Origin of the sequence: Streptomyces sp. NPDC025273 (assembly GCF_040638585.1) — a bacterium.
Lineage (GTDB): Bacteria > Actinomycetota > Actinomycetes > Streptomycetales > Streptomycetaceae > Streptomyces > Streptomyces cinereorectus.
Map to the genome: position 1 here is coordinate 539,564 of NZ_JBEZYP010000001.1, position 15,328 is coordinate 554,891.

Consider the following 15,328-nt stretch of genomic DNA (forward strand, 5'->3'; position numbering starts at 1 on the left):
GGCCCGCACCCCGGCTACGCCGACGGGCAGGCCCTGCGGGTGAGGACCGCCGGGTCACCCGCCGCACGGCCGCACACCACCTCGGTCCTCGCGTCCGGGCCCGGCCGTGTGACCTTCATGACGTTGAGACCGTGCATCTTCTGGTCCGCGTAGGGGATCGTCCCGCGGAAGGTGACCGTCCCGGTCGGCATGTCATGGAGCGCCACCGAGTAGAGCGTCGCCCAGGTCTCCGCCGCGCTCTGCGGGTTGTCGCTCCGGGTCGCGGCGGCGTAGAGGGCCGCTGTGGCCTGGTACGAGATGACGCTCTGCCCACTGGCGAACAGCTTGTCCTCGTACGGGGCCGCGCCCCTCGGCAGCGGGTCCAGACGCTGACCGTCCCGGAGCAGCGACTCCAGGGACTTGCGGGAGTCCTCGTAGAACGCCCGGCCGCCACCCCGGTTCATGGGCGCCGGCGCGCCGTAGTAGAGCGTCACCTTCTCCGCGAGCTTCGTCGCGTCGTCGAAGCGTGCCTTGGCCATGTCGTCCCCGGTGAAGACCGTGATGTCCTTATCCGAGCAGCCCGCGATCTGGCCGAGGCCGGACATCAGGGTGTTGACGTCCTCGACCCGGCCGGCGAAGTAGAGGGCGTCGGGGACGCGTTCCGCTCCGCAGATGTCGTGCAGGGGGCCGTCGAGGTTGGCGGATCCGCCGTCCTTGGCGAGGGAGTACTGGGTGCGGTCGGGATCCGCCGCCAGGGTGAAGCCGGACTTCTTGAGCATCTCCTCGCCCACCCTGCGCTGCTCGGTGGTGTAGCGGTCCTTGTCCTCGTTGCCCACCTTCCTGGACAGGACGACGGCCTGCGGGTCCTCCAGCGTCTCCGCGAGCTGCCCGGCGATCAGACCGAGCGCGTTCGCCTGCTCCTCGTCGGTCGCCGCGAGGCCGAAGTAGTTCGGGTAGGCGCGGGCGAGACCGCTGTCGGAGTTGGTGGTGTTCACGACGGGGAGTCCGGCGGCCTGCAGCAGCCCGGTGGCCGTCGCGCTCTCGGTGGTGTTGCGGCCCAGGCCGACCACACCGACCACGGAGGGGTCCCGCTCGGCGACCTCGACGATCTTCTCGACCGCCGTCGTCTGCCGGAGCATGTCCTGGCCGCCGTTGGCCGTCAGGACCCGGAGCTTGACGGAACGGTCGGCGTTGACGGACCGCTGGTGGAGATAGACACCGGTCAGCTCCTCCAGGCCCTTGCGGGTGTCCTCCTTGTTCTTGTCCGTTCCGGTGAGGGGGCCGGCGTAGACGATGGTCACATGGTCGTCACCGGGCCCGATGTCGGCGTTCTGCTCCCGGATCGCCTGCTCGATCCGCTCGAAGGTGACGCCCTTGCCCACCCCGCTCAGCCGCAGACCGTTGCCCTCGGCGAAGCGCACCTCGGGGGCCGTCGCCACCCCGACGCACTCCTTGCCCCCTCCGGGACCGGACAGCCTGACCGCGTCCGTGCTCCGGCCGACGAGCGGACCGTGGCAGTACGTCTCCTTCCAGTGTTCGCTCCACAGGAAGGTCCCCAGCAGTGCGCCGACCAGCAGGAGGGCGACGGTCGTCCGCGACATCACCCACCAGGCCCAGGTCCGCCGGGCGCGCTGGGTGGCCAGCTGCGCATGGGCGTGCTCATGGGTCAGCTTGCCGGTGGACAGGGGCAGCCGCAGTACCCAGGCCAGCGTCACGGCCGCCGCGGGGGCCTGCCCCACGCTCAGGTCGCCGACCCAGGACTCGTACCGCGCGCGGGCCCCCGACCTGGCGCCGGCATGCGGGGGCGGCTCCGGGGGCAGCGGCGGGGTGCGCCGCATGATCTGGGCGGCCGGAAGCGAGGCCAGGAGCAGCAGCGGGTCCACCTCGCTGCGCCGGGAGCGCACATTGTTGATCGCGTTGATCAGCAGGACCCCGCCGTTGTCATGGGTGGCCGTCGGCAGGAGCACCAGCGGTGGCACGGTGCGCTTGCTGCGCCGCCAGTCCAGGGCGTGCGGGCGGTAGTTGTGCAGCAGGTCCTCCAGCATGGCCTGGACCCGCAGCTCCAGATGGAACTGGCGCGCGTGCTCGTCGCCCGCCCCCGCGTCCGCCACCCGCTCCGCCACGGCGGCCGCCCGGGCCCGGATCACCCGCCACGAACCGCTCGGCGAGAACCACGACCAGCCGTCGGACGGATACGCGGTGCTGGACGCGGCCAGCGAGGAGGTGGTCGCGAGCCATCTGCTGGCCCGGCGCAGCCACAGCAGCGGCGGCGCGGCCGTGGTCACCAGCCGCACGACGGCCAGACCCAGCAGGGCGGCGGCGGCGACCAGGGCGGTCAGCAGCCAGCCGATCTCGCCCAGGAGCACGCTCAGTACAGCGATGAAGACGGCGCCCACGAAGGTCTCCGGCCGTATCGACGCGCGCAGCGAGTCCCACCAGGTGTTGCGCCCCGACCGCCGTGCCCGCCAGCGCAGGCTGCCCAGCTGCTCCAGAATCCTTTCGTCGCGCTCACCCGGCGAGCCCCGGTCCGGCGTTCGGACGACCGTCGCGGTGGCCTGCTCGATGGCGTCCAGGAGACGGGAGCGGGGGAAGACGAACGGCTTGTACTGAGAGGTGCTCCGGGTCTCCCAGGGGCGCTCGGTCAGCGTGCGCACCATGGACAGCGCCGCCTCGTACGCGGTGTCGCCGTGGCCGTCGAGCAGCTTCACCGGGACACGGCGCAGCTGGTTCGCCCGGTGGACCTGCAGGACGATCTGCTCCACCCTGGCGTCGATGTCCGGCCCGGCGCCCGCGTCCGCGGCCTGCGCCACGACGAGGGGCATCACGGGCCGGTTGACCCGGTACTGGTCGATCAGTTCCTGCATCAGGTGGAAGACGGCGGAAGCCGCCTCGTTCTCCGCACTGTCCCGCCACACTTCGCGCGCCATCCGCCCCCGGCCTCCCCCTCAGCCCGCTGAACACGCCGGCCCCGCGCGCACGCCGGGCCCGTGGAAGACATCGAGCACGCCGGGCCCGCCGAGCCCTCCCCCCTCAATAACCGATGGTGCGCATGTGCCGCAGCCATTCATGGGGATCGGTACCGGATCCTCGTCAACGGCCTCGTGACATCAGGCCGGAAGGGTGACGAAGTCGATCAATTCCTCCACGCGGCCCAGCAGTTGCGGTTCCAGATCCTTGTACGAGCCGACCCTGGACAGGATGTGCTGCCAGGCCGCACCCGTGTTCTGCGGCCACCCCAGCGCCCGGCACACCCCCGTCTTCCAGTCCTGGCCGCGCGGCACCGCCGGCCACCCGGGGATCCCCACGGACGACGGCTTCACCGCCTCCCACACGTCGACGTACGGGTGCCCCACGACCAGGACGTCCGCGTCCGTGACCTCGGCGGCGATACGGGACTCCTTGGAGCCAGGCACCAGATGGTCGACCAGGACGCCGAGCCGGGCGTCCGGGCCCGGGGAGAACGCGCGCACGATCGCCGGGAGGTCGTCGATACCCTCCAGGTACTCCACGACCACGCCCTCGATGCGCAGGTCGTCGCCCCAGACCCGCTCGACCAGCTCGGCGTCGTGCCGGCCCTCGACGTAGATCCGTCCGGCCCGGGCCACCCGTGCCCGCGCGCCCGGGACCGCCACCGAACCGGAGGCGGTCCGGGCCGGACGTGCGGGCCCGCCGGCCGACGGGCGTACGAGGGTGACCACCCGGCCCTCCAGCAGGAAGCCGCGCGGCTCCATCGGGAACACCCGGTGCTTGCCGAAGCGGTCCTCCAGCGTGACCGTGGGCCCCTGGGCCGTCCTCTCGCACCGGATCACCGCACCGCAGAAGCCGCTGACCGCCTCCTCCACGACCAGATCGGGCTCGGCGGGGACCTCGGGGGCGGGGGCTGACCTCTTCCACGGCGGAGTCAGGTCCGGCTGGTAGCTGCGCATGGCACGACGATAGAGGGCGGCCCGCTCAGGACACGCCGTGACCGGTGGCCAGCCGGTCGCGCTGCGCCCGTACGAACGCGGCGTCCACCACCGCGCCGTGCCCCGGCACGTACAGCGCGTCCTCGCCGCCCAGCTCCAGCAGCCGGTCCAGTGCGGCCGGCCAGTGCGACGGGACCGCGTCCGGGCCTGCCTGCGGCTCGCCGGACTCCTCGACCAGATCGCCGCAGAGCACCACGACGGGGGATCCCGGCACCAGCACCGCGAGGTCGTGGCCGGTGTGACCCGGGCCCACGTTGGCCAGCAGCACCTGGAGCCCGCCGCCCAGGTCGAGCGTCCACTCCCCGCTCACCTGGTGGTGCGGCGCCACGAGCACGTCCGTCGCCGCGGTGGCGTCCTCCTCGCTCATGCCGTGCCGCACCGCGTCCGCACGCAGCTCCGCCGCCCCGTGACCCAGCAGCTCCGCCGTGCCGACCGCCCCGTAGACCTCCGCCCCGGCGAACGCGGCGGTGCCCAGCACATGGTCGAAGTGCGGATGGCTCAGTGCGATATGCGTCACCCTCCGGCCGAACAGGGCCTCCGCCTGGGCCCGCAGCTCGGCCCCCTCGCGGAGTGTCGAACCCGTGTCGTAGAGCAGCACACCGTCCGCTCCCGCCACCAGAGCGGCGGTCGCGTCCCAGACGGGAAGGCGCCGGCGTCCCGTACCGTTGCCCAACCGCTCCCAGCCGAAGTCTTCCCAAGAGGCGTCCATGAGGCAACGCTATCGGCAACGACCTGCGCACTCCCGCGACAGCGTGGCCGGTCGCCCTTGCCCCGGCCCCACCCCGCCCCCGTACACTGACCGGGGGGATTGCTGGCACTCGAACGCACAGAGTGCCAGACAGACACCGGAGAACCACAGCTGGAGGTGTGCGCGATGCTCAGCGAACGCAGACTCGAAGTGCTGCGCGCCATCGTCCAGGACTATGTCGGCACCGAGGAGCCCGTGGGCTCCAAGGCGCTCACGGAGCGGCACAGACTCGGGGTCTCCCCGGCCACCGTCCGCAACGACATGGCCGTGCTGGAGGACGAGGGCTTCATCGCCCAGCCCCACACCAGTGCGGGGCGCATCCCCACGGACAAGGGATACCGGCTCTTCGTCGACAGGCTCGCGGGCGTCAAGCCCCTGTCCTCGCCGGAGCGCCGGGCCATCCAGAATTTCCTCGACGGCGCGGTCGACCTCGACGACGTCGTGGGCCGCACGGTCCGGCTGCTCGCGCAGCTGACCCGGCAGGTCGCCGTCGTGCAGTACCCCTCGCTGACCCGTTCGACGGTGCGACACGTGGAACTGCTCTCGCTCGCTCCGGCCCGCCTGATGCTCGTACTGATCACGGATACGGGCCGGGTCGAACAGCGTATGATCGACTGCCCCGCCCCGTTCGGCGAGACCTCTCTCGCCGATCTGCGGGCCCGGCTCAACAGCCGGGTCGTCGGACGCCGTTTCACGGACGTTCCGCAACTGGTGCAGGACCTGCCGGAGTCCTTCGAGAACGAGGACCGGGGGACCGTCTCGACGGTGCTCTCCGTCCTTCTCGAAACTCTGGTCGAAGAGACGGAGGAGCGGCTGATGATCGGCGGCACCTCCAACCTCACCCGCTTCGGGCACGACTTCCCTGTGATGATCCGGCCGGTGCTGGAAGCGCTGGAGGAACAGGTCGTCCTGCTGAAGCTGCTCGGTGAGGCCACGGACTCAGGCATGACCGTACGGATCGGGCACGAGAACGCCCACGAGGGCCTCACCTCCACGTCCGTCGTCGCGGTCGGCTACGGTTCGGGCGACGAGGCAGTCGCCAAACTCGGCGTGGTCGGACCGACCCGCATGGACTACCCCGGAACGATGGGAGCGGTACGCGCAGTGGCACGTTACGTCGGACAGATCCTGGCGGAGTCGTAAGTGGCCACGGACTACTACGCCGTACTCGGCGTGCGCCGCGACGCATCTCAGGACGAGATCAAGAAGGCATTCCGCAGGCTCGCCCGCGAGCTGCACCCGGATGTCAACCCGGATCCGAAGACCCAGGAGCGGTTCAAGGAGATCAACGCCGCTTACGAGGTGCTGTCGGACCCGCAGAAGAAGCAGGTCTACGACCTCGGCGGCGACCCGCTGTCCGCCTCCGGCGGTGGCGGCGGCGCGGGCGGCTTCGGAGCCGGCGGCTTCGGCAACTTCAGCGACATCATGGACGCGTTCTTCGGCAACGCCGGCCAGCGCGGGCCCCGTTCGCGGACCCGGCGCGGCCAGGACGCCATGATCCGGCTGGAGATCGACCTCAACGAGGCGGCCTTCGGCACGACCAAGGACATCCAGGTCGACACGGCGGTCGTCTGTACGACCTGCAGTGGCGAGGGCGCGGCCCCCGGCACCTCCGCGCAGACCTGTGACATGTGCCGCGGCCGCGGCGAGGTCTCCCAGGTCACCCGGTCCTTCCTCGGCCAGGTCATGACCTCGCGGCCCTGCCCGCAGTGCCAGGGCTTCGGCACCGTCGTGCCGACCCCGTGCCCCGAGTGCGCCGGTGACGGCCGCATCCGCTCGCGGCGCACCCTCACCGTGAAGATTCCCGCGGGCGTCGACAACGGCACCCGCATCCAGCTCGCGGGCGAGGGAGAGGTCGGCCCCGGCGGCGGCCCGGCCGGCGATCTGTACGTCGAGATCCACGAGCTGGCGCACGCGGTGTTCCAGCGGCGCGGCGACGACCTGCACTGCACCGTCACCATCCCGATGACAGCCGGGGCGCTCGGTACCCAGGTGCCGCTGGAGACGCTGGACGGGCTGGAGGAGATCGACATCAGGCCCGGCACCCAGTCCGGCCAGTCGGTCCCGCTGCACGGGCGCGGCATCACGCATCTGCGCGGCGGCGGGCGCGGCGACCTCATCGTGCACGTCGAGGTCATGACCCCGACGAAGATGGATCCCGAGCAGGAGCGCCTCCTGCGGGAGCTCGCGAAGCTGCGCGGCGAGGAGCGGCCCACCGGTCAGTTCCAGCCGGGCCAGCAGGGCCTGTTCTCCCGGCTGAAGGACGCCTTCAACGGCCGCTGAACCCGGCACGACGTCGTCACCGCACCGCCCGCCGGTCCCGTACCGGCGGGCGGTGCGCGTACGGCGGCCGGACCTCCCGGCGGCCGCCGGCTGATTCGGCGCGCCGCACAGGACGTGGCACGATGCCGTCATGTCCTTGGCGCTGACCGATCTCTGCCGGTATCCGATCGTGCAGGCCCCGATGGCGGGCGGTGTCTCCTCCCCGCAGCTGGTCGGGGCCGTCGCCGACGCCGGAGGGCTCGGCTTCCTGGCCGCCGGCTACAAGACGGCGGACGGGATGTACCACGAGATCAAAGAGCTGCGCCGGCTGACCGCCCGGCCCTTCGGCGTCAACCTCTTCATGCCGCAGCCCCTGCTCGCCGACCCGAGCGCCGTGGAGGTCTACCGCCACCAGCTCGCCGGTGAGGCCTCCTGGTACGAGACCCCGCTCGGCGACCCGGACTCCAGCGGCGACGACGGCTACGAGGCCAAGGTCGCGATCCTGCTGGAGGATCCGGTCCCCGTGGTCTCCTTCACCTTCGGCTGCCCCACCCGCGAGGTCCTCGACGCGTTCGCCGCGGCCGGTACGCTCACCGTCGTCACCGTCACCTCGCCCCAGGAGGCGCGAAACGCCGAGTGGGCGGGCGCCCACGCGGTCTGCGTCCAGGGGACCGAGGCGGGCGGCCACCAGTCGACGCACCGCGACGACCCGCAGGGCGGCCTCACCGGAACCGGTCTTCTCACCCTCGTCGCCGAGGTCCGCGAGAGCGTGCGGCTGCCGCTCGTCGCGGCCGGCGGGCTGATGCGCGGTTCCCAGATCACGGCGGTGCTCGCGGCGGGCGCCGACGCGGCGCAGCTCGGCACGGCCTTCCTGGTCTGCCCCGAGTCCGGAGCGCATCCGCTGCACAAGCAGGCACTGACCAACCCGCTGTTCGTGACGACGACCCTGACCCGGGCCTTCTCCGGCCGCCCCGCGCGCGGGCTGGTCAACCGCTTCGTACGTGAGCACGGCAGGTACGCGCCCGCGGCCTACCCGCAGGTCCATCAGCTGACCAGCGGGCTGCGCAGGGCGGCGGCCAAGGCCGGCGACGCCCAGGGCATGGCCCTGTGGGCCGGCCAGGGCCACCGGATGGCACGCGAGCTGCCCGCCGGGGAACTCGTGGAACTGCTCGCCGCCGAAACGGAAGCCGCACGCGCGGCAGTGAGTGGGAGGAGTGCCCGGTGACGGCATCGGTCTTCGTCGTGGAACGCATGCCCAGCGGGCCGGAGTTCGTTCTGGAGGGATCCGAGGGACGGCACGCCGTGTCCGTGAAACGGCTGAACCCGGGGGAGGACCTCGTCCTGACCGACGGGCAGGGCCGCTGGGCCGAAGGCGTCGTGCGGGCGGCCGAGGGCAAGGACCGGCTCGTCGTCACCGGCCTCGCCACGGTCCACGAGGAGCCGGCGCCCGCGCCCCGGATCACGGTCGTCCAGGCACTGCCCAAGGGTGACCGCGGGGAGGTCGCCGTCGAGACGATGACCGAGACGGGCGTCGACGCGATCGTGCCCTGGCAGGCGGCACGCTGCATCACCCAGTGGAAGGGCGACCGCGGGCTCAGATCCCTGGCGAAGTGGCGCACCACCGCCCGGGAGGCGGGGAAGCAGTCACGCCGGGTGCGGTTCCCGGAGGTCGCGGACGCGATGACGACCAGGCAGGTCGCCGGGCTGCTGGCCGCGGCCGACTTCGCGGGGGTCCTGCACGAGGACCGGGAGACCGGCAGCGCGCCGCTCGCCACCGCCGAACTCCCCGCCCAGGGCTCGATCGTGCTGGTCGTGGGCCCCGAGGGCGGGGTCTCCCCCCAGGAACTCGCCGTGTTCGCCGAGGCGGGAGCGCCTGCGTACAGGCTCGGCCCCAGCGTGCTGCGGACCTCGACCGCGGGGACGGCCGCGGCGGCACTTCTGATGGGACGCACCGGGCGCTGGGGCTGAGCACCCGCAGGCCGCCAGGGTGCCGCCCCCGGGGAGCCGGCGGCGCCCCCGACAGGCCCTGGACACGCTGACCGGCCACCCGCCGGGCACGGCCGGATAGCATGCCGGTGTACTGATCACGATCACCCAAGACCGAGGAGGCCGGGCCATGGCGGGAGAGCCGCAGACCGACTGCCTGTTCTGCAAGATCGTCACCGGCGACATCCCGGCGGCCATCGTCCGCGAGAGCGCCACGACCGTCGCCTTCCGCGACATAAACCCGCAGGCCCCCACGCACATCCTCGTCATCCCGAAGGCGCACTACCCGGATGCCGCCACGCTCGCCGGAGCCGAACCGCAGATCGCCGCGGACGTGCTGCGCGAGGCAGGCCTCGTCGCCGCCGCCGAGGGGATCGTCGAGAGCGGCTACCGCATCGTGCTCAACACCGGTGCCGGTGCGGGCCAGACCGTCTTCCACGCGCACGCCCACGTCATGGGCGGACGCGGGATGCAGTGGCCCCCCGGCTAGACAGGTCCGCGCACCGTGTCCGCACGCGAACTCGTGGTCCTCGGCACCGCCAGCCAGGTCCCTACCCGTCACCGCAACCACAACGGCTATCTGCTGCGCTGGGACGGCGAGGGCATCCTCTTCGACCCCGGCGAGGGCACCCAGCGTCAGATGCTGCGGGCAGGTGTGGCCGCCCATGACATCAACCGGATCTGTGTCACACACTTCCACGGGGACCACTCGCTGGGGCTGGCCGGGGTGATCCAGCGGATCAACCTGGACCAGGTCCCGCACCCTGTCACCGCCCATTTCCCGGCGAGCGGGCAGCATTTCTTCGACCGGTTGCGGTACGCGACGGCCTACCGCCGGTCCGTCGACCTGGCCGAGGTCCCGGTCGCCTCCGACGGGGTCCTCGCCACCACGGAGGCGTACACCCTCGACAGCCACCGGCTCTCGCACCCCGTCGAGTCCTACGGCTACCGTCTGACCGAACCCGACCGGCGGCGCATGCTCCCCGAGAAGCTCGCCGAGCACGGCATCCGCGGTCCGGACGTGGGTCGGATCCAGCGCGACGGCGTCCTGCGCGGCATCCCGCTCGACGCGGTCTCCGAGCCCCGGCGCGGGCAGCGGTTCGCCTTCGTCATGGACACCAGGCTCTGCGACGGCGCGTACGCGCTCGCCCAGGGCTGCGACATGCTGGTCATCGAGTCCACCTTCCTCGACGAGGACAGCCGGCTCGCCGCCGACCACGGCCACCTGACCGCCGGCCAGGCGGCCCGGGTGGCGAAGGAAGCAGGCGTACGGCACCTCGTGCTGACGCACTTCTCGCAGCGCTACCACGACCCCGAGGCCTTCGAGCGCCAGGCCAGGGCAGCCGGCTTCGAAGGCGAACTGACCATCGCCCAGGACCTGATCACGGTCCCCGTACCCACCCGCCACCAGTAACGAGAACCCTGTGCACCTCCCCAAAGCCGAACTCCACCTCCACATCGAAGGAACCCTCGAACCCGAGCTGGCCTTCGCCCTCGCCGGACGCAACGGTGTGGACCTGCCCTACGCGGACACCGAGGAGCTGCGCACCGCCTACCTCTTCGACGGTCTGCAGAGCTTCCTCGACCTCTACTACGCCCTCATGGCGGTACTGCGCACCGAGGACGACTTCGCCGAACTGGCCGACGCCTACCTCGCCCGCGCCGCCGCCCAGGGCGTCCGCCACGCGGAGATCTTCTTCGACCCGCAGGCCCACACCGACCGCGGTGTCCCGATCGGCACCGTCGTCGAAGGGCTCGGCAGGGCGCTGGAGCGCAGCGAGGAGACGCACGGCATCTCCACCCAGCTGATCATGTGCTTCCTGCGCGACCGGTCCGCCGAGTCGGCGCTGGAGACCCTGGAAGCCGCGAAGCCGTACCTGCACCGCATCAGCGCCGTCGGCCTCGATTCGGCGGAGGCCGGCCACCCGCCCGCGAAATTCCGCGAGGTGTACGCGGCGGCCACGGCCCTCGGCCTGCGCAAGGTCGCCCACGCCGGCGAGGAGGGTCCGCCGGAGTACATCCGCGAGGCCCTGGACGTCCTGGGTGTCGAGCGCGTCGACCACGGACTGCGCTGCATGGAGGACCCGGAGCTGGTGGACCGGCTGGTCTCCGAGCGGATCCCGCTGACGCTCTGCCCGCTGTCCAACGTACGGCTGCGTGCGGTCGACACCCTGGAGGACCACCCGCTGCCTGCCATGATGGCCGCCGGGCTGCTCTGCACGGTGAACTCCGACGACCCCGCCTACTTCGGCGGATACGCGGGAGACAACTTCCAGGCGGTCCACGAGGCGCTCGGCCTGGACCGCGAGCAGCTGCGCACCCTCGCCCGGAACTCCTTCGAGGCGGCCTTCCTCGACCACGACGAGGAACGAAGGGCGCGCTACCTGTCCGAGGTCGAGGCGTACGCGTTCGACTGACCGGATCCGCCCGCCGGGCCGGCCGTCCGGAACGCGCTCCTGACGAGCCGCCTGCGGCGCAGCGCGGGAACGCTGATCTCCGTGACGGCCTGCTCCGGTGCTCCCAGCTTGGGCACCGCGCCGGACAGGCTGCCGGTCGTCGCGGCGAGCAGCGCCGCCGGGGCACCACCCCTGCGGCGGACGGAGCCGGGAACCAGCGGGCGCCCGCCGGTGTGCAGCGCGACGGCGGTCACGGGGGCGGCGACCAGCAGCGTGGCGGCGCCCAGGATCAGGCCCATCACCGCGTAGCCGGCCTGCTCGGACAGCACACTGCCGAGTACGGGTCCGCAGGCCACGCCGACCGACGAGGCCGAGCCCGCCAGGACCGCCCAGCGGCCGCGTACGTCCAGCGAGGCCGCCAGACCGATCAGATACGACAGGACCACCGGGTAGAAGGCGTTCCACGTGATCTCGCCGGTCGCGAAGGCACCGAGGTCGTCGGCCGAGGAGCTGAGCACGATGCTCATCGCGATGATCACGGTCCCGAGCCCGATCGGCACGGCACGGCCGAGCCGGGCGCCCAGCATCCCGGCACCCAAGACGCCGAGGAGCCCTGCCCCCAGCGCGGCCGCGAACACCGCGCCGACGGTCACCTCGGAGAGCCCCACCTGGACGACACCGATCCGGCTGCTGACCCCCCACAGGGCGTTCTGCGCCATGGACCAGACGAGCATCCCGCCCGCCAGCACCAGGCCCGAACGGCGGTGCGGCAGCCGACCCTGGACGGTCGTGGCGGCGCCCACGGGCAGGGGGCCGCCCAGCCGGGACGTGGCGGGCCAGGCGAGCAGCGCGACCAGGGCGACCGAAGCGAACGGCAGGCGGTGGCCGCCGCCGAGGTGGGGGACCGTCAGATAGAGGAGGCCCGCCGTCGCCGAGACGCTGAGCAGCCCCAGGGAAGAGGTCCGGTGCGGATCGCGCTCGGCGGCGATGCCGGCCGCCGCGACCGCCGTCGCCGTGCCGGAGCCGAATCCGCCGGCCACGACACCCGCGACCACCAGCGGCACCGACGCGGTCAGCGCGGCGCAGCCGTAGCCCAGCACGGCCAGCACCAGTCCGACGCGCGCCGGACTCCGTGACCCGTACCGCTCGACGCGTCCCGCCAGGGCGAAACCGGCCGAGGCCGAGCTCAGCAGCAGCGCACTGCCGACCAGACCTGCTTGGGCGGAGCTCAGCCCCAGAGAGGTGCTGAGACGGCCGACGACGGTGGGGAGCAGATAGGCGGCGAGGTAACCGGCGGTGAACACGGCGACCAGGGGCCACGCGGCGCGGGGGCGCGAGGACATGGGCGTTCCTGAGGACATGCCAGAAGAGGCAGAAGAAGGCAGGGGAGGGTGAGGCGGGGCCCGGCAGATCCGGGCAGGGGGGAGCGGGGGGTGGCGCAGGGGAGGGCGAAGCAAGAAAAAGCGGGAGATGCGACACTCGTCGGCAACTGTCCCGAACGGTGCTCGCGGGCCAATTTGTATCAAGCGTGCACAGCGGACGGAAAGCTGCCCCGATGTGATCTGGGTCACTTGTGGGTTTACGTGTCTTCCGGCCGGGTAGCAGCTCACGTTTGCGCAGGTCGGAGCGAGTGTGAGCGCCACGGCGCGGACCCTCCGGATACGCGAGCGATTCGGGCACACTGACCGGATCTCGCACTGTCCAGATCCGCCACGGCCGGGAGCGCACGGTGAGCACAGAAACCTCAGGCATCGACCCGCTGGTGGGGCTGCGCGCCCCGCAGGACCCGGCCTGCGACGTCTTCCTGACCGGCCCGGTCTTCCTGGACATCATCTTCACCGGCCTGGACAGGGCGCCCGTGCGCGGCACCGAGTCCTGGGCCCGGGGGATGGGCTCCAGCCCCGGCGGCGTCGCCAACATGGCCACCGCACTCGCCCGGCTCGGCCTGCGCACCTCGCTGGCCGCCGCGTTCGGGGACGACCACTACGGCGAGTACTGCTGGGACGCGCTGGAACAGGGTGAGGGCATCGACCTGTCGATGTCGCGCACGGTCCCCGGCTGGCACTCTCCGGTCACCGTCTCCATGGCCTACGAGGGCGAGCGCACGATGGTCTCGCACGGCCACGAGGCGCCCGCCCCCGCCCCCGCCGCCGAGCCCGGCCGCCCGCTCCCGCGCTGCCCGCCGCGGGCCCGCGCCGCCATCGCGTCGCTGACCCCCGGCCGCAGTGAGCCGTGGGTGGCGGGCGCCGCCCGTAACGGCGCCCTGGTCTTCGGCGACGTCGGGTGGGACGAGACCGGCCGCTGGGACCTGGACGCCCTGCCCGACCTCGGGCACTGCCTGGCCTTCCTCCCCAACGCCGAGGAGGCGATGCGCTACACCCGCACCGACTGCCCGCGCGCAGCCGCCCACGCCCTGGCCGAACGGGTGCCCCTCGCGGTCGTCACCCTGGGCGCGGAGGGTGCGTACGCCGTGGACCGGGCGACCGGGACCGCTGCCGACGTGCCCGCCATCGCCGTTCAGGCGCTGGACCCCACCGGGGCGGGCGACGTCTTCGTCGCCGGGTTCGTCACCGGCACCCTGGCCGGCTGGCCGCTCGCCGACCGGCTCGCCTTCGCCGGACTGACCGCCGCGCTCTCGGTCCAGGAGTTCGGCGGATCGCTGTCCGCACCCGGCTGGGCGGAGATCGCCGGCTGGTGGCAGCAGGTACGCACCTGCGCCGACCAGGACCCGGCGGCACTGGAGCGGTACGCGTTCCTGGAGGAACTGCTGCCCGCCACGAGCCGGGCCTGGCCGCTGCGCCGCGCCGTCCCGACCATCGGCTTCCGCCAGTGAAGGGCTGATGATCACCCGGTAAAACCTCTCGGTGTTGTCGGCGCGGAGTCGTACGCTGGTACTCCAGAGGCCGTCGAGCAGCGACTGCCCTGCAACGGGAGGTATGCGCAGGCCCGAGGGCCGGCCCATGACTCAGTCACCTATACAGCCGCAGGCGCGAGCCCAGATCAGGATTCCTGCCGCACACCCGATGGTGATGCTCCTGGGATCGGGCGACTCCCTGCTGCGCGTGATCGAAACGGCGTTCCCGGCCGTCGACATCCATGTCCGGGGCAATGAGATCAGCGCGACTGGCAGCGCGGCGGACGTCGCCCTGATCCAACGCCTGTTCGACGAGATGGTGCTGGTGCTCCGCACCGGGCTGCCGATGACGGAGGACGCTGTGGAACGCTCGATCGCCATGCTCAGGGCGAGCGGGAACGGCACCGGGGACGGCGCCGAGACCCCCGCGGAGGTGCTCACCCAGAACATCCTCTCCAACCGCGGCCGCACCATCCGCCCCAAGACGCTCAACCAGAAGCGGTACGTCGACGCGATCGACAAGCACACCATCGTCTTCGGCATCGGCCCCGCGGGCACCGGCAAGACCTACCTCGCCATGGCCAAGGCGGTCCAGGCCCTGCAGTCCAAGCAGGTCAGCCGGATCATCCTGACCCGGCCCGCCGTGGAGGCGGGGGAGCGGCTCGGCTTCCTGCCCGGCACGCTCTTCGACAAGATCGACCCGTATCTGCGCCCGCTCTACGACGCGCTGCACGACATGCTCGACCCCGACTCGATCCCGCGGCTGATGGCGGCGGGCACGATCGAGGTGGCGCCGCTGGCGTACATGCGTGGCCGTACGCTGAACGACGCCTTCATCATCCTCGACGAGGCGCAGAACACCAGCGCCGAGCAGATGAAGATGTTCCTCACCCGGCTCGGCTTCGACTCGAAGATCGTCGTCACGGGCGACGTCACCCAGGTCGACCTCCCGAGCGGGACGAAGAGCGGTCTGCGTCAGGTCCAGGAGATCCTGGAAGACGTGCGGGACGTGCACTTCTCCCGGCTCACCTCCCAGGATGTCGTCCGGCACAAGCTGGTCGGCCGTATCGTCGACGCGTACGAGAAGTACGACAACGAAGAGGGCCGCAACGGCCGCAACGGGAAGTAGTCGCAGCGC

General features: G+C 72.0%; 13 protein-coding genes. 9 read left to right on the plus strand and 4 right to left on the minus strand.

Going from position 1 to position 15,328, the window contains the following annotated elements; translation table 11 throughout:
• Nucleotides 1–14 precede the first annotated feature (14 nt).
• The 3 genes from AB0F38_RS02240 to AB0F38_RS02250 form a co-directional block, all read right to left on the minus strand.
• On the minus strand, nucleotides 15–2,906 hold the full coding sequence (locus AB0F38_RS02240; protein ID WP_361885269.1) for an ABC transporter substrate-binding protein: 2,892 nt from the start codon (nucleotides 2,904–2,906) through the stop codon (nucleotides 15–17).
• 180 nt (nucleotides 2,907–3,086) lie between these two features.
• Nucleotides 3,087–3,905: a DUF3097 domain-containing protein gene (locus AB0F38_RS02245; RefSeq protein WP_361885272.1), complete on the minus strand. Its 819-nt coding sequence runs from the start codon at nucleotides 3,903–3,905 to the stop codon at nucleotides 3,087–3,089.
• Nucleotides 3,906–3,930: 25 nt separating this feature from the next.
• Nucleotides 3,931–4,653 carry an MBL fold metallo-hydrolase gene (locus tag AB0F38_RS02250; RefSeq protein WP_361885275.1) on the minus strand — a complete coding sequence of 241 codons (723 nt, stop codon included), beginning with the start codon at nucleotides 4,651–4,653 and terminating at the stop codon, nucleotides 3,931–3,933.
• Nucleotides 4,654–4,818: 165 nt separating this feature from the next.
• On the opposite strand from AB0F38_RS02250, the gene hrcA reads away from it, so the two are divergent.
• The 7 genes from hrcA (at nucleotide 4,819) to AB0F38_RS02285 (ending at nucleotide 11,357) form a co-directional block, all read left to right on the plus strand.
• Entirely contained in the window at nucleotides 4,819–5,835 is a 1,017-nt protein-coding gene (hrcA, locus tag AB0F38_RS02255) for a heat-inducible transcriptional repressor HrcA (protein ID WP_361885278.1), read from the plus strand.
• Nucleotides 5,836–6,975 carry a molecular chaperone DnaJ gene (gene dnaJ, locus AB0F38_RS02260; protein ID WP_361885281.1) on the plus strand — a complete coding sequence of 380 codons (1,140 nt, stop codon included), beginning with the start codon at nucleotides 5,836–5,838 and terminating at the stop codon, nucleotides 6,973–6,975.
• Between the two features lie 130 nt (nucleotides 6,976–7,105).
• Entirely contained in the window at nucleotides 7,106–8,179 is a 1,074-nt protein-coding gene (locus AB0F38_RS02265) for a nitronate monooxygenase (protein ID WP_361885284.1), read from the plus strand.
• Complete coding sequence (locus AB0F38_RS02270) at nucleotides 8,176–8,922, plus strand: 16S rRNA (uracil(1498)-N(3))-methyltransferase (RefSeq protein ID WP_361885287.1); 747 nt, start codon at nucleotides 8,176–8,178, stop codon at nucleotides 8,920–8,922. The genes AB0F38_RS02265 and AB0F38_RS02270 overlap by 4 nt, the downstream gene beginning before the upstream one ends.
• 148 nt (nucleotides 8,923–9,070) lie before the next feature.
• Nucleotides 9,071–9,430 carry a histidine triad nucleotide-binding protein gene (locus AB0F38_RS02275; protein WP_361885290.1) on the plus strand — a complete coding sequence of 120 codons (360 nt, stop codon included), beginning with the start codon at nucleotides 9,071–9,073 and terminating at the stop codon, nucleotides 9,428–9,430.
• Nucleotides 9,431–9,445: 15 nt separating this feature from the next.
• The gene (locus AB0F38_RS02280; protein ID WP_361885293.1) at nucleotides 9,446–10,354 is read left to right on the plus strand and encodes a ribonuclease Z; all 909 of its coding nucleotides are present in this window, start codon (nucleotides 9,446–9,448) and stop codon (nucleotides 10,352–10,354) included.
• Between the two features lie 10 nt (nucleotides 10,355–10,364).
• Nucleotides 10,365–11,357 (plus strand): adenosine deaminase, encoded by a 993-nt coding sequence (locus tag AB0F38_RS02285; RefSeq protein ID WP_361885296.1) that lies wholly within the window; start codon nucleotides 10,365–10,367, stop codon nucleotides 11,355–11,357.
• Here AB0F38_RS02285 and AB0F38_RS02290 read toward each other — a convergent pair.
• Nucleotides 11,321–12,679: an MFS transporter gene (locus AB0F38_RS02290; RefSeq protein WP_361885299.1), complete on the minus strand. Its 1,359-nt coding sequence runs from the start codon at nucleotides 12,677–12,679 to the stop codon at nucleotides 11,321–11,323. The two genes, AB0F38_RS02285 and AB0F38_RS02290, sit on opposite strands and share 37 nt — an antisense overlap.
• 386 nt (nucleotides 12,680–13,065) lie before the next feature.
• Between AB0F38_RS02290 and AB0F38_RS02295 the strand changes: the two genes are divergently transcribed.
• Nucleotides 13,066–14,169, plus strand: coding sequence for a PfkB family carbohydrate kinase (locus tag AB0F38_RS02295; protein ID WP_361885302.1), 1,104 nt, complete (start codon nucleotides 13,066–13,068; stop codon nucleotides 14,167–14,169).
• Between the two features lie 127 nt (nucleotides 14,170–14,296).
• Nucleotides 14,297–15,319: a PhoH family protein gene (locus AB0F38_RS02300; protein ID WP_361885305.1), complete on the plus strand. Its 1,023-nt coding sequence runs from the start codon at nucleotides 14,297–14,299 to the stop codon at nucleotides 15,317–15,319.
• Nucleotides 15,320–15,328: the final 9 nt, after the last annotated feature.